The following is a 15,393-nucleotide window of genomic DNA, read 5'->3' as shown; positions in this document are numbered from 1 at the left end:
ACTGAGTGAAACAGCCGGAAGGTAAACCGATCAAAAATCCTCGGTTTAGCACTCGTAAAGTCTTATTTATCAGTTATTAGTAGTTATCAAAATTTCTCAATTTGATAATTTTGGCACAAAATTTCGCTGAATCAGGCCCACATAAAAAAATAATCTAGATTCAGGTAATAACCTTGAGTTTCGTTGTAATGAATTATTGTTATTCGTATTGCGCGCAGCGTTTTAGGGCAATGCGCGCGGGTCTAGCAAGTTTAAGGTAACCCCCTCAAAGGTAACGCGACATTTCAAGCCACTGGGCAGGCGATTCCCCGGATTCGCAAACGACAAACGTATACCGAAAGTATTACTGGGCCCATCAATGACTTGATCAACCAATATAACCTCCGCAGCGTAAGCGCGGCTATCGCCACCTAATTCTGGAATAACGCTCGCCTTAATGCCCGGCTTCACTTTTCCATACAAGCTCGCGGGTGCAAACACTTCCACGCGCAGTGGATCCAACTGGGCCAGCTTTAACACTGGCTCAAAATCGATGTGCTCACCCGGCTCTTTCATACGCTCAACCACAACACCATCTATTGGGCTGACCAAGGTACGGCGCTGCAAATCCGCCAATGCACGTTTATATTCCAATTCAGCCTGACGTTTGCGATCCAGCGCCTGCTGCAACTGTTGTTGGGCGATGGCGTGTTCCGTTTTGTGTTTGTCCAATTCGGAAAAGGATGCTGCTTTTTTGTCGTATAAATCTTTTACCCGCGTCAACGCCCGCTGACTAAATTCCACCGCCAGCTGCTGCGCCTGTACATCGCTGGTTAATTCCGACTGCACCCGACGCAACTCTGCAGTAGCCGATTCCAAACCGGCATCCAGGCGAGCTAACACATCCCCCTTTTTTACTACATCATTTTTATCTACCAATACTTCGCTGATCACACCTTCAACAGCACTACTCATTTCTACCGTCACCGAGGGCTCAATACGGCAATTGAGCTGCGCCGGCTCTTGTGTCTGGGCGAATAGTTCATTACTGAACAAAAAAGCCAGCAATGAAAATCCTGAGACTCTGAACATAGTTAACTCGATATAAAAACGTGAGGGGACTATAACAATTAATTGGTAACACTATAGATTAAAAAAACCATTACGAAAAATGGCGGATAAAAACTTGCTGCAAATGCCTGTACCAACGCAACGCCAAGGGCTCTGCGGGATGATGAAATTTCACATAGGCTCGCTCGCCGAAATGCCCGCTCTGCACAAAATCCTGTACCGCGAGATCCACCAGAAAGACTTTTTCTTTCACTTGCACACCGCCCGGCTGCGTGGCATCTACCGCAATACGACCTCCGCCCTGGGTCCCCAGGACCGGGTTGGGCAACTGCTGGCTAGCGATTACCTCTCCTGACACCAGGCTGGCTTCACGCCCCTGGGTGGGGGCGCTTGCAAACCCAAGGCTCACGCGGCGGGTTGCCTGCTGCACCAGACCAATCTCCTCCTGCAACAGCGCAGCGCGTACCCGAACACTACCGGGCTTTTCTATTACCGCCCATTCGTCGCCCTGATGCAGATAGCTGCCCGGCAAATAGTAGGTGCGAGTAATGCGCAACACACCATCGGAAGGGCTGCGAACCACCAGATTGACGACCCGTGCTTGCAGCAGTGCAATTTCCGCTTTAATGGCAGCGATATCCTGATCAAACATCTGCGCCTGCGCGCGATCATCCACCCACGCCTGCTGATAGCGAGCATCGTATTCCCGCAACCGCGCCTGCTGCACTGCAAGCTGTGCAATCAAAACGGGATTGTGCAAACGCACCAACTCCTGACCCGCAACAACTTGACTTCCATTTTCCACCAACAACTCCGCCACTTCACCGCTTGACTCAACTTTCACTCGCGCATCATCGGGCAACCAGAGCACAGCTTCCGCAGACGTGGATTGCGGTAAGGGCACCGCCAGTATCACCAGCAAAACCACTGCACTGCCAGCACTGGTGACCGCCCATGCCCGTTTGCGTTGATTGGCCAGTTGTTTGTCTTGCGCAAGAAAACACAAGGCCTTTAACCCTGGCCACACCAATTGGAAAAATATCAACCAGGCCCCAATCACCAACCCCAGTACCGGGAAATAACTGGCGACCAGCAAAATAATAAAGAACAGTGTAAACACGCGATAAATAAACGCAGCAATACTGTAGCCCGCCAACAACCAGGCCTCGCGCATTGAACTTGCCGGCGAAAAAACATTAATGATGCCGTAAGCATAGCGACGCAATAAATAACTCACCTGCTGATTGGCACGAGTTGCCAAATTTGGCAAATCAAACGCATCAGTCAACAAATGGTAACCATCAAAACGCATGAGCGGATTACCATTAAAAAATAACGTGGACACGCCACCAATTAAAATAATGTTGTAGAGAAAATCGCGTAGGAAACCCGCGGATAATTGCACCCACAATAGCAATGCGAGCGCCGCTAAAAATAATTCCACGGCCATGCCCGCCGCGCTCACCATCAAGCGCTGACGCTTGGCGTAAAAGCCGGTAGCCGCGCTGGCATCGACATAAGGTAGAGGTGTTCCCACCACAAACACCAAACCGCAATCATTCACCTGCCCGCCCCAGACTTTGGTAAATAATCCGTGCCCCAGCTCGTGTAAGACTTTAAAAAAAGGATAAGTCAACCAGAGCAAAAATAAATTTCCGGGAGAAAGCACACGATCCAATTGCCCGTGCGTGAGTTGTTGCCAGTGTGCACCCGCCTGCAGCAATGCATAACCGACAACCATTAACCAGATAACACCCATAGTGCGCGTCGCCAGCAAACGCGCAAATGGCATTAATTTATCCAACAGTGAATCGGGATTGCCGAGCGGGATATTCCAGGTGAGCGGGTTCATTAGCAACCGCACCCAGCGCTGCTGCTTTTTCTGTTCGCGCCGCGCAAATAATTCCTGAGTATTGGGTGGCATATCGCACACCAATAAATCGGCGACGTGCAAATATTGCAGCAGGTGAATTAAATCCTCACGCGTAGGAACGTCATCTTCCGTTTCATAAAATGCCGGGTTGTTGGCCGCCGTTAAAATCTGGGCCAGTGAATTGCGCCCGTCCATCGCTGAAATCAAACGCCAGGCGGAAGGTGTTAAACGATGGAAGCGGCCGTTGCTTTTATCTTGCAATAAATACCAACGCTCGTTGTTGTAATCGCGGCGCTGGATATGAATATGGCGCGGCAGCGAGGGGCGCAGGGATTCCAGACGCTGCCAGATAGGATTATTGGTGGCTGAGTCACTCATGGCATCACCAGAGGTTCAACCGCAGCCAATGCCACAGATCGTGAAACCAGATCCAACCCAATGCACGCGTGCCGATCTGTACTTTACCGGTACCGGTCATACCCGGGCGCAGCAACGCATTTTGTTCCGGCGTGTTATCGATTTCCAATTCAACGCGAAAATAATTACGCCCTTCACGCACCTCACTAATGGGGGTAATCAGTTTGACGCGCAAATTAAATACCTCCGTTGGCAAACTGCTCAGCTTTAACGCACCGGATTGTCCAGGTTGGACTTGGGCTATATCGCGCTCATCCACAAACAACTGCACCCGATAGCTCTGTCCTGCCGCAATTTCAAATAGAACATCACCCTGCTTTACAGGTGCGCCCTGTGTTTGCGCAATATCATCAGACACAATTATGCCATCGACCGGTGCGAGCAATTGCGTGCGCGCCAATTGCTGATCGAGCAATTGCACTTGAATAGTCGCTTGATCCAATTGAGCGCTGGCAATTGCGGCCTCTACACGATTGCCATTTGCCAACGCCGAATCATAGGCCTGCCGATACTGTTGCGCCTGGCTTGCAATTTTGCGTCGCTCCAAACGCAAATCTTCATCATTTAATTGTGCGAGTAATGCGCCTTGTTTAACAGCATCACCAGGACGTGCAGAAATTTTTCCCAAATAGGCGTCTTGCGGGGAAACCACCAAATGTTTTTCCGTGGTTTGCAAATTCGCATCGGCAGACAAGTGATAGGTGACGGGCACAAATAAGGCGACAACAAATGCCGCCGCCGCCATTGCAATCAGTTTGCCCCGCCAGGAATCCGGCCCCAACAGCCTTTGTAACCGCGCCACCAGGCTGTGCTTTAAGCCTTGCCACAAACCAGCTGCCGCCTGTTGCTGCAACAACATAATCGCCGCGGCTGAATGCGCCGCTTGCTGCGCAAACAATTCCTGATCGGTCGTTAATGAGCGCCTATCCAATTCGATAGTTATCGCACCCAAAATGCGCTCGCCCTTGCGCAATAAAAAACTGCTGACACTCTGCAATTGTTGGCCATGTAGCAAATGTTGGTGTGCTTGCTTGATCTGTGAGGACACCCCCGCAGGTTGTTCATCCTCATTGGACGTACAGTGGATGCGCATACCCTGATCGATCGCCTCTGCCATCGCCTCCCTGATCGCCAGCATCGCTTGTGTGCGCTTGTCAAAATTTGCAGAAAAAGAAACTGCCTCCAACTGCAAGTTTTTCCCCTGCCCATCCAACACCCCAAGGCTCACACGCGTCGCTTGTAATAGGCCCGCCAGCAAATTAACCAGCGTAATCCCGGTTTCTTGCAGGGAGTTTTCTTTCAATAAACTTGCAGTGATTTGTACCAGCGCCGTATTCAGGGCTTCGTTTAATGGCGGAATAGCGATCTGCCCGTTTGCAGATGCAACATTGCTTTGGGACGCTGATGCAACCGCCGTTTGATCAGGTTCAAGCGGCGCCGTTTCAATTGATGCCCTGTCGTTTGGCGAAGAATCGTTGGCGGTGAGATGTAAAATAAATTGCAGCCAAAACTGCCCCAGCTTTAACCATTTGAGGATTGATGGCAGTTCTTTTTTATCCGTCAGTGCCAGTGTACATGCCAACACTCCCCACTGCTGACCATCAATTACCAATGGATAGCCTAATAAATAGTGCTGCGAGTCCAGAAGCTGTAAATGCAAACGTTGCTTTTCCAGCACAGGTTGTATGGCACCGCGCAAGAGCGTTGAATCGATATCAGCACTGGGCCATTTCGCCAAAATTTGGGGATTTTCCGGCGCGCACTGCACCAATATGGCGGCTTGCACGTTGCCCAGCATTTGGCATTGCATGCTCAACCAGAGTTTAAAGGCCTTTAACGACTGCATAACAAAGACAATATATTGTTGTGAGTATTCAGATTATGCGGTTACTTCGCCTGCCATGGCCCGACGGTATATATTTCGTGGTTTTTATCGATAAAAATTCTTATTAAAGCCACGCAACACAGAGCAAGTCTAGTTCTAATAATTTAGAAACGTATAACAAATTGCTTTTTATTTTTAGGTGGCGCAGGGTAAACCAATGCCCGGAGAGGCGCCAGCGACTTGTAACTGTTGTGCTGCTATTGGCGTCGCACTTTTTGCAGATAGTCTTTTTTGCGTTGGGCAACTGACTCCAAAATAAGCTGTTTCCCATGGTCGTCCAGGGTTCCCCAACACGTAATTTCCCGCAAACTACGAAAGCAGCCCAGGCAAATATCCTCATCATTTAAACAACAATTCCGTACGCAGGGTGATTCAATAACGGGCTCCATATGACGCCTTTTCATATATGACTTAAAAATATAAATAACTCAGCAGGCTAATTATTTCAGCGCAAGCCGCGACTTTATAAGAATTTTTGCTAAGTAGAAACTACACTCAGACTTGCTGTCACCACTGGGAGCTACAGGTGTAGGGGTAGCTGATTGCCGCTTGTTCCGGGAGGTGCAAACTCAAGGGTTATGGATTGAACGAGATATGAACAGCACCAACTCCAACTTATATCGCCACTTGGCTCCCAATGCCATAGCGTTGTTGCTGTGCGCGCTAGGTATGCTCGTATTAATTAGCTGGCACAGCCCGCACCTATTTAAAAGCATATACCCTTACGCCACCCTCATGGCTTATAACACGGCAATTGGGTTCTTGGGCTGCGGCATCGGGTTGTATGCAATAACTATTCGGCAATGGCGTTTAACATTACTCGCAAGCCTGGTGGTAGTTTCAATAGGCTTATTAACACTACTAGATCTGTTTTCTAATACACCAATCAATACTTCAACGTGGTTTATCACTTTTCTGAGTGAACCGCCTCTTCGTTTACAGCCAAGCTCACCCACAACAAGCCTCGTTTTTATAATCTCCGGCGTAGCAATTTTACTGAGCTTTAGCGAGCTGGGTGTAAAAATGGTTATCGCCATGTTGCTTTGTGCTCTTATATTGTTCCTTACGCTCACCGCAGTAATAGGGCAACGTTTTGGAGTCACACCCGACTCCGCGTGGCTAGGCATAAAAATGGCTCCCCAATCCGCAATTGGATTTGTGTTGTTTGTTTCCGGTTTGATTTTCTTGCGCTTTAGCGCTGCGACACTTGCCTTCAATCGTTTGAGTGTATTCAGCCGCTTGGCCACCGGCTACGTATTTCTGAGCGTGCTGTTTATTGGAATTGGCTCTATAGGTTCATCGCAAATCAATTCTGTAGCACTTTTCACCCAGCAACTCTACGAAGAGCCGATCCAGGTGAATAACGCCCTGCTACGACTCAAGGGACATATCAACAAGCTGAACAGGCAATTGAAAGACATTGCGGTAAACCCTCACTTGGCAAATGAATTTAATATCCCTGAAAGCCTGATAGACACTCGCTTTGCCGTTACACAGGAGATAGACCTCATCAGCAGAAAATTAGGTGACGATAAACCAAGAAAACTGCACGCAACATTTAACCTTTGGCAAAAGGCGGTAAGCGATACCTATGCACAATTAGTTGCGGGCAACGTCGAACTCTATCGCGAGAAAATGCTCGTTGATACACAAAGCCTTACACTCGAGATAGAACATCAATGCGAAGAGTTGATTCAACAACAACAAGATCGTGTACAGACATTGAATAAACAGGTCAAAGGTATTACCGACAATGCGGGCTATTTAATGCTGTTTATCTTGAGCGGCTTTCTTATCTTGGGCTTCTTGGTCGCCGCAATAATTACTCGCAGCCTAAATGGCCAATTGCAAACCATCCGCAATACCATGGAGCAATTAGCGAGAGGCGATTCCTCCGTTTTAATTCCCTTTCACGACGCTCCCCATGAAATGGGAAGCATGGCAAAAACGCTAGTGGTCTTTGCAGAAAATATCGAGGCAAGAAAGCGAAGCGCCCAACAACTAATCCAACATCAAACGGAGCTGGAGTCCAGCAATAGTCGTTTGGCGCAAACCAATAAGGAATTGGAAACCTTTGCCTACGTAGCCTCGCACGATCTAAAGTCACCATTACGCGGTATTGCCCAACTATCCACATGGATTGAAGAAGATCTCGCTGAAAAAGAATTCGCCGAGGTCGGTAAACACACACAGATGTTGCGGAATCGCATTCAGCGCATGGAAAAGCTCCTGGACGATATGCTGATTTTTTATCGGGCCGGCAAAACTGACGGCAAATTTACCGTCATCAATCTGGCACAGATGGCTGCTGAGTTGTTTGAAATTCAAAACACCAAAGCGGGATTACGTTTGGAGCTGGGCGAAAATCTCCCGACGTTTGAGACGCTAAGCACCCCCTTCGAACAAGTAATACGCAATTTATTTTCTAATGCCATTAAACACCATGATCTCGACCAAGGCGTGATTCGTTTGGAATGTACCAACATTCGCGATAAATTTTACGAAATTAGCGTAAGTGACGATGGCCCCGGCATTCCCGAAAAATTCCAGGAGCGTGTCTTTGGCATGTTTCAAACGCTTAAACCACGCGACGAACTGGAAGGCAGCGGCATGGGGCTTGCGCTCATTAAAAAATTGGTCGAAGCCTATGGGGGCTCCATCAAACTATCGTCCCAAGGGCGAGGCTGCCGCTTCACATTTACCTGGCCGCAAGTTATCAAGGAGAAGGCAAGCTTATGATCGATAAATTACATCCACCCGGTGCTAACGAACATTTTCGTACCGTAAGCCTGTTAATCGTCGATGATGATGATATAGATGCAACCGCGCTGCGACGCGCGCTGCACAAACTGAAATTATTAAATCCTCTGTACCGCGCCAAAGACGGTCAGGAAGCGCTCGAAATATTGCGTAATGGTGAAATCCCCAATCCTTACATAATCTTGTTAGATATCAATATGCCACGCATGAATGGCATAGAGTTCCTGGAGGTCCTGCGTTCAGATCCGGAACTAACCCACGCCGTAGTATTTGTCCTGACGACTTCAAAATCGGACGAAGACATTATTGCGGCCTATCGTGAACACGTAGCCGGATACTTGCTCAAGCAACGCATGGACAGCGACTTCCTGCAAGTTGTTGGCTTGCTTGACCACTATTGGAAAATTATTGAATTACCCGTGAAAGACAAATGACACAAGGGTGGAGAGGTGAATGCATGAAGCTGTTGTTGATCGACGATAACGACCTGGATCGGCAAGCGATCATTCGTACCTTTCGCAAAACCGAATGGGATATCACAATATCCCAAGCGAGCTGCGCCGCCGAAGGATTGGAACAGTTTGACTGCAACGATTTTGATGCAGTTTTGCTTGATTATCGCTTACCCGATATCGATGGAATGGAAGTACTGCAACTACTCAACAAACACCCCCAACATCACGCCGCCATTATTATTTTGACCGGTGCATCGGCCGATGAAGACCTGGAACGCGAATTTATTGAAGCGGGTGCCCAGGATGTTTTATTCAAATCAGAAATTGCCCACAAGCATTTGACCCGCGCCATTACCCATGCACGTTCGCGCCACATCCTTGAGCGACAATTACAGGAAAGCCACCAACGATTGCGCGCATTGGCAGAAAATGATTCGCTGACCGGACTCGCCAACCGCTATTACTTTGATGAAAGCCTGCGTGCAGCTATTCCCCGCGCCAAACGCCAAAACGATCAACTCGCCCTACTCTTTTTAGACTTGGATAATTTTAAAATAATCAACGATAGCCTTGGTCATGTGATTGGCGATCAGGTATTAAAAGAGGTTGCACAACGTCTGCTGCGGGTAGTGCGTGCGGGCGATATTGTCTGCCGCCTTGGCGGCGATGAATTTGCCGTGCTCGCGCACAATTTCGACAACCAGGAATCCATAAGCCAATTAGCGCAACGTATTCTGGATGACCTGCGCAAACCCATTATTATCGGAAAATTTGAAAACGCGATTTCAACCAGTATTGGTATAGCGACCTATCCGGATGCGGGACAAAACGCCAGTGATTTATTAAAGGCGGCCGATCTGGCGATGTATCGAGCCAAGCACGATGGCCGTAATAATTACCAATTTTTTTCCCCGACTATGCAGTCGCAAATGCAAGAACGGATTCGCATGGAAAAAGAGTTGCGCAATTTAATTCCTACTGATCATTTTATTTTGTTTTATCAACCGATTGTGGATGCACAGACCTTTGAAATCCGCGGCGCCGAAGGACTGATCCGCTGGGATCACCCTGAACGTGGCATCTTACCGCCGGCTGCATTTATCGCCCTTGCCGAAGAAATTGGCCTAATTGGGGAGATCGATTCCAAAAGCCGCTTGAAAGCCTGCCAGCAAATTGCGCGTTGGCGCAACGAAGGATTAGTCGATGATAATTTCAATATGAAATTCAACGTGTGCGCTCAATTACTTACCGATGAAGACCTCTATGAAAATATCATTAAAGATCTTAACTCCACCGGCGTTCCCGGCCGTTGTGTCAGCCTGGAAATTACCGAATCAGTATTGATCGAAAACCTGCAGAGGACAGCGCAAAAACTTAAAAAAATTCAGGAATACGGCATTGATATCGCCGTGGACGATTTTGGCACCGGTTATTCCTCCATGGCTTATTTGAAAGAATTGCCAGCTAAAACCCTCAAAATTGATCGCACCTTTGTAATGGGCGTACCGGAAAATACAGCAGACTGCCGCATTCTGCGCGCGATGATTATCTTTGCCAAAAGCCTGGATTTAACCGTTGTGGTAGAAGGTGTTGAAACCCGCGAGCAGGCGCGGATTTGCCGGGACTATGGGGCAGACTACTTACAGGGTTATCTGTTCTCCAAACCCCTGTCCCCTGCTGATTTTGAGCAGTTATTGCGCGAACACAGCCCAGCCGAATGGAGCACACACATATCCGTACTGGGTGCGCTCGTCGGATAATACCGAACGGCGTAAGCACCTGCCGGATTCCTCAGCCCAAACGCCCGCTATAGGCAAACGCAATACGGCGCATTGAACGAGACAATTTTGCGCTGCCATTGCTATTCGCCTATCATGCCCCCACATTAGGCAACAAGCGCTTAGCCAAGCCCCTTTTAAATCCAATTTTTGTAGCCAAATCAAGGATTTCCTATGAGTGAAGTACAACATCACCAATTAATTATTCTCGGTTCCGGCCCTGCGGGTTACACCGCGGCCATCTATGCAGCCCGCGCCAACCTCAAGCCTGTGGTTATTACCGGTATGCAGCAAGGTGGTCAATTAACCACCACCACCGAAGTGGAAAACTGGCCAGGCGGTGTACACGACTTGCAGGGGCCAGACCTGATGGTGCAAATGCAGCAGCACGCTGAGCGCTTCGATACGCAGATTATTTTTGACCATATCCATGAAACCGTATTAACCGAACGTCCATTCAAACTGATTGGTTCCAACACTTACACCTGTGATGCGCTGATTATTTCTACCGGTGCCTCTGCACAATATTTGGGTTTGCCGTCCGAAGAAGCGTTTATGGGCAAAGGTGTCAGCGCCTGTGCAACCTGTGATGGATTCTTCTATCGCGGCCAAAAAGTTGCTGTGGTGGGTGGTGGCAATACGGCGGTAGAAGAAGCACTGTATTTGTCGAACATTGCTAGCGAAGTAACGCTGATCCATCGTCGCGACAAGCTGAAATCAGAAAAAATTCTGCAAGACAAACTTTTTGCCAAAGCGGAAACCGGCAATATCAAAATCCTGTGGAACCACCAATTGGAAGAAGTGCTGGGCAATGATTCAGGCGTGACCGGTTTACGCGTGAAAAGTACCAAAGATGGTTCCACTCAGGAACTGGATATTGCCGGTGTATTTATCGCGATTGGTCACAAGCCCAACACCGACATTTTTGAAGGCCAATTGGATATGCACAATGGCTACATTAAAGTAAAAAGCGGTTTGGAAGGCAATGCAACTGCAACGAACATCCCTGGCGTGTTTGCCGCCGGTGACGTAGCTGACCATGTATACCGCCAGGCAATTACTTCATCAGGCGCTGGTTGTATGGCGGCGCTGGATGCAGAGCAATATCTGGATGATTTGAAATAGTTTCGTAAAAAACCGGAACAACAAAAAAGGGTGGTCATTGGGACCACCCTTTTTTATTGTCAAGAAAAGCAGTTGATTTGAAAAAACGGCAATGTTTATTTGGAAAGACGATCCAGCTCATTGCGCAGCTTTTTTAACCAGGCATCGAATGCCACGCGCACCTGAACATTATTAGTAACGCGATTATTTTCTTCCCATATTCTTCCCAAATCACGCTGATCTGTAATTATTCCCAGCACTTTTCCAGAGGCAGAGTCATACAGGGAAATCTCCAGAGTCATAGTCCCCATTCCCTCGCTGTATACTTTCACATTGTTAGGGCGACCTTTAAAGTCATCCTTACTGCCGAGCGGTGCAATTTCCAATACCTTAGCCCTAACAGTCATGACATCAGCGCCGGCTTGCATTGCTGTGGAATAACGCCCATCGACAATCAGGTTATTCATCAACGCTTCGGTATAACGTTCCTGATAATAGCGACGATCATTATCGTTCAGCTCCCAGGGGGTATCATTACTAAAATTAGTATTCGACAGTTTACGGATTTTCACATCCGTCATATCAAGCTGTTCAACAAATAACTTTTTGTACTGTGCAAATTGGGCATTGGGCGCAACAAAAGTGCCATCAAATTTGGAATCCTTGACTACCGAAAGCCCCTCCTTATCCGCTTTAACTTGCGCATCCTTTTCATGTTTTTTAGTGACTGAGCAGCCAGCAACCAAAACGCTGGCCAACGCAATCAAACTTAAACGAAGTGCTGTATGTTTCAATATCGCTTTCATGGGATTACCTGCCTGTATAGATAAAACAGAGTGCGGCTTTAACCGCGGGCGCCGTTATGTAAACCTACATACGACAATGCCTATGACGTTATTCGTAATTCAGGGTTCATTGACTACCGGCCAACACCTGCGGCCGCAGACCATAATAAACCTGGCAATGGAGTGTAAGTTATTGAAGCACAAAAACAAACTTGCGTGCGCCGCCGCTGCGATTATGTTTGTAATATTTTGTAGCGCTAGGGTTGTTCACCATCCTTCGAGTTGACCCTTCCGAGGCTGCTCGTTAGGATTAAGCGATGAAACTAATCTTCGATCACTTTACGCTGGATACGGATATCGCTGAACTGAGGCGAGGTACCACCACAGTTGCACTTGAACCTCAGGTATTCGATTTATTGGTATTTTTAATCGAAAACCGGGAACAGGTAGCATCCAAGGATGAAATTATTAATGCTGTGTGGGGTGGGCGCTTCACCTCAGACGCCGCCCTATCAACCTGTGTAAAATCCCTCAGAAAAGCACTGCAGGATGATGGTGAGCAACAGCGCTATATCAAAACACTGCGTGGGCGAGGTTTTCGCTTTGTAGCTGATATTATTGTTGCTGAGACCACGGCAATTCAAAATTTTCAGCCAATTACCTCACCAGTACAGCAATCGATTCTGCTTCATTCATTACAACAACATCCGACCGAGTTTATCACTCAGGGTAAGCCGTCGATTATTGTTTTGCCTTTTCAAAACCTACTGGTCAATCAACAGGACTCCGTAATAGCCGACGCCATGGCGCACGATTTAATTCAAGCACTATCGCGTTTGCGCTGGCTCAGGGTTATTGCGCGCGGCACTGCATTTCAATTTCGCGCGCCAACTCCTGACCTTAAAAAGATAGGACAGCAACTCAGTTTACGTTACGCCTTATGCGGCTCCATTGAAGAAATTCGAAAAACGCAGATTATTTCCGTAGAGCTAAGTGATTGTGAAACATCAGAAGTTATCTGGGCGGAACGCTTCGAGGCAACACCAGACACGCTCAATGAAATTCGTCACAAGATTATCGCCAATGTAGTTTCTTCACTTGAAATTTATATACCCCTGAATGAAGCGAGCCAAGCATACCTGCGCTCGTCAGACAATCTGGATGCTTGGGCCAATTATCATTTAGGGCTGCGCTACATGTTTCGTTTCACTCACACAGACAACTCGCGTGCAGCGCATTATTTTTCCCAAGCCATTAATCAAGACGAACAATTTGCGCGCGCCTACGCTGGGCTATCTTTTACACGCTTCCAGGATGCATTTTTAGGCTACGATCAGGATCACAATAAAGCGGTAACCGACGCGCGCCGACTCGCGGAACACGGTGTGGAGCTGGACGCACTCGATCCATTTACGAATTACAACATGGGGCGATCTTTTTGGTTGAGTGGCGAAGCGGATGTAGGCTTGGGCTGGCTGGAGCGAGCTGTTGTGCTTAGCCCCAATTTTGCTCAAGGCCATTATTCCCGCGCCTTCTGTGAAGTGATGCAAGGACATATACATTCGGCCCTGGAAAATACCGAACGCTCATTACATCTGAGCCCGCTAGACCCATTGCTATATGGAAATTATGCCATCAAATCGTTTGGCTATTTACGCCTGGGTGATTTACCCAATGCAGTTTATTGGGCTGAAAAAGCAGCCTCTACGCCCGGTGCACACTTCCTGATTTTTATGATTGCCGCCGCAACCTACGCGCTTGCTGGAAACGTGGAAAAATCCCAGTATTGGCGCGCTCGCATTAAGGCCCGTAAGACAGATGCAAACGCGTTACATTTTTTCAGCGCATTTCCATTTGTAGACGAAGTGCTAAAAACCGCACTTAAACGCGGTTTACAACTGGTTGACTTATAGCGCACCCGTGTTGCGGCAAATTGCTTGGGGCGCAATAGATCACTGGAATCTATTACAGATTTCCCCAAACAATTCATGAGCCAATCAGCTAATTTTTACACACTGACCAATGCATTTTTACGCCGACTTTTTGGTAATCACAATTTCCAAATAAGCCGATGGTACTTTCACACTCGCGCCTTGCGTCAGATTAAATTCGTCGATCAGTTGAGTAATATCCTGAGCCAACGCTTGCTGCTGTTCATCGCTCAATGCCGCAAAGGCTTTGTGCACAGGGCCGTAGTAGTTGCGAAAAACATCCAGCCAATGATCGCTAGACAAATAGCGAAAAATAAAAGTCTTGGTAGTCACTTCTATCTTTTCAGCAGCACTACCAAAATGTTTTTGTAAAAACTCCTGCGTTCCCCAAGCCGCTGGCGATTGCACACCCGCCGGTGGTGCCACATAACGCCCCACAATTTTGAACAAGCGACCAATAAACCCATCCGGTGTCCAGTTAGCTAGACCAATCTTTCCACCCGCCCGACAAACACGCAGCATTTCCGCCGCCGCTTGTGCCTGATTGGGCGCAAACATTACACCGAATGTGGAAACCACATTGTCAAAATTGTCATTCGTAAAGGGGAGTTTTTCTGCATCAGCCTGTTGATAATCAACACGCAAACCATCGGCAAGCGCGCGGGCCCTGCCCTGATCCAATAACTCTTGCACATAGTCAGTTGAAGTCACCTGGCAATAGCGACGTGCAGCTGCCAGAGTTACATTGCCATTACCTGCTGCAACATCCAGCACAGTTTCACCACTGTATAAATCCATGGCTTCACACAGGCTTTCTCCGGTAATTTGTAATGTACTACCAACCTTGCTGTAGTCACCAGATGCCCACATGGCCTGCTGCTTTTTCTTAATCGCATCAAAATCCGGTGCATCGATTACGTGATTGGATAAATTCGCATTCATGTTATAGCTCCTTTGAGTTCGCGGTTTAACAGATCCATATCAGAACCTGTGTTGTATAAGTTAAGGCAACCTATACAACTGAACTTGAGGAGAACGTGGGGATTAGCTGAGGATTTATTGTTTTATTCTTTTTTCGAATGTATTTCAGGTGTCATGCTTTGATGCAATACAGCAAGAATAATAATGTGGTCTTTTTGTGTCTGGTAGTAAACCATATGACTCACATAGGGAAAACTATAAATTTGATCGGCTGAACATCGTAATGTACCCATTAAAGGGTTTTCAGCTAACTGATTTAACGCACTGCGCAACCATTTAAATATTGCTTTTGCTGTTGAACTCCCCACTTTTTGTGGGTATAGCTCTTGATAGGGTTTCCATATATGCGCCTCTCAGCTGAAACAGCCAAATTA

At 47.7% G+C, this 15,393-nt stretch carries 13 protein-coding genes; 5 read left to right on the top strand and 8 right to left on the bottom strand.

The features are described from left to right. Window positions 1-222 precede the first annotated feature (222 nt). The 5 genes from D0C16_RS00120 to D0C16_RS23940 form a co-directional block, all read right to left on the bottom strand. Entirely contained in the window at window positions 223-1,071 is an 849-nt protein-coding gene (locus tag D0C16_RS00120; protein WP_151030452.1) for an efflux RND transporter periplasmic adaptor subunit, read from the bottom strand. A 70-nt stretch (window positions 1,072-1,141) separates the two neighbouring features. Beyond that, window positions 1,142-3,301, bottom strand: a complete 2,160-nt coding sequence (locus D0C16_RS00115) for an efflux RND transporter periplasmic adaptor subunit (protein WP_151030451.1) — start codon at window positions 3,299-3,301, stop codon at window positions 1,142-1,144. A 4-nt stretch (window positions 3,302-3,305) separates the two neighbouring features. Then, on the bottom strand, window positions 3,306-5,186 hold the full coding sequence (locus D0C16_RS00110; RefSeq protein ID WP_151030450.1) for an efflux RND transporter periplasmic adaptor subunit: 1,881 nt from the start codon (window positions 5,184-5,186) through the stop codon (window positions 3,306-3,308). 236 nt (window positions 5,187-5,422) lie between these two features. Continuing rightward, on the bottom strand, window positions 5,423-5,614 hold the full coding sequence (locus D0C16_RS00105) for a DUF1289 domain-containing protein (protein WP_151030449.1): 192 nt from the start codon (window positions 5,612-5,614) through the stop codon (window positions 5,423-5,425). 351 nt (window positions 5,615-5,965) lie between these two features. Further along, window positions 5,966-6,328 (bottom strand): hypothetical protein, encoded by a 363-nt coding sequence (locus D0C16_RS23940; protein WP_191968614.1) that lies wholly within the window; start codon window positions 6,326-6,328, stop codon window positions 5,966-5,968. 28 nt (window positions 6,329-6,356) lie between these two features. Here D0C16_RS23940 and D0C16_RS00100 point away from each other — a divergent pair, with 28 nt between their 5' ends. The 4 genes from D0C16_RS00100 to trxB all read left to right on the top strand — a co-directional run bounded on the left by D0C16_RS00100 (window position 6,357) and on the right by trxB (window position 11,343). Continuing rightward, complete coding sequence (locus tag D0C16_RS00100) at window positions 6,357-7,964, top strand: ATP-binding protein (protein WP_191968613.1); 1,608 nt, start codon at window positions 6,357-6,359, stop codon at window positions 7,962-7,964. Further along, window positions 7,961-8,419, top strand: a complete 459-nt coding sequence (locus D0C16_RS00095; RefSeq protein ID WP_151030447.1) for a response regulator — start codon at window positions 7,961-7,963, stop codon at window positions 8,417-8,419. Before D0C16_RS00100 ends, D0C16_RS00095 begins: the two co-directional genes overlap by 4 nt. A 23-nt stretch (window positions 8,420-8,442) precedes the next feature. Then, window positions 8,443-10,200 carry a bifunctional diguanylate cyclase/phosphodiesterase gene (locus tag D0C16_RS00090; protein ID WP_151030446.1) on the top strand — a complete coding sequence of 586 codons (1,758 nt, stop codon included), beginning with the start codon at window positions 8,443-8,445 and terminating at the stop codon, window positions 10,198-10,200. Window positions 10,201-10,392: 192 nt separating this feature from the next. Further along, a complete protein-coding gene (trxB, locus tag D0C16_RS00085) occupies window positions 10,393-11,343 on the top strand; it encodes a thioredoxin-disulfide reductase (protein WP_151030445.1) in 951 nt (316 codons plus the stop codon). A gap of 95 nt (window positions 11,344-11,438) precedes the next feature. Here the strand turns inward: trxB and D0C16_RS00080 are convergent, their stop codons facing one another. After that, complete coding sequence (locus tag D0C16_RS00080; RefSeq protein ID WP_151030444.1) at window positions 11,439-12,128, bottom strand: DUF3313 family protein; 690 nt, start codon at window positions 12,126-12,128, stop codon at window positions 11,439-11,441. Between the two features lie 296 nt (window positions 12,129-12,424). Here D0C16_RS00080 and D0C16_RS00075 point away from each other — a divergent pair, with 296 nt between their 5' ends. Next, on the top strand, window positions 12,425-14,020 hold the full coding sequence (locus D0C16_RS00075) for a winged helix-turn-helix domain-containing tetratricopeptide repeat protein (RefSeq protein ID WP_151030443.1): 1,596 nt from the start codon (window positions 12,425-12,427) through the stop codon (window positions 14,018-14,020). A 117-nt stretch (window positions 14,021-14,137) separates the two neighbouring features. Here the strand turns inward: D0C16_RS00075 and D0C16_RS00070 are convergent, their stop codons facing one another. Further along, window positions 14,138-14,980, bottom strand: coding sequence for a class I SAM-dependent methyltransferase (locus D0C16_RS00070; RefSeq protein WP_151030442.1), 843 nt, complete (start codon window positions 14,978-14,980; stop codon window positions 14,138-14,140). A 122-nt stretch (window positions 14,981-15,102) separates the two neighbouring features. Next, the gene (locus tag D0C16_RS24710; RefSeq protein ID WP_225318840.1) at window positions 15,103-15,327 is read right to left on the bottom strand and encodes a type II toxin-antitoxin system RelE/ParE family toxin; all 225 of its coding nucleotides are present in this window, start codon (window positions 15,325-15,327) and stop codon (window positions 15,103-15,105) included. Between the last annotated feature and the right edge of the window lie 66 nt (window positions 15,328-15,393).

The organism is Cellvibrio sp. KY-GH-1, assembly GCF_008806975.1.
GTDB lineage: Bacteria > Pseudomonadota > Gammaproteobacteria > Pseudomonadales > Cellvibrionaceae > Cellvibrio.
Note: the sequence above shows the minus strand (reverse complement) of the source record. Positions and strands in the feature narration are given on the sequence as shown.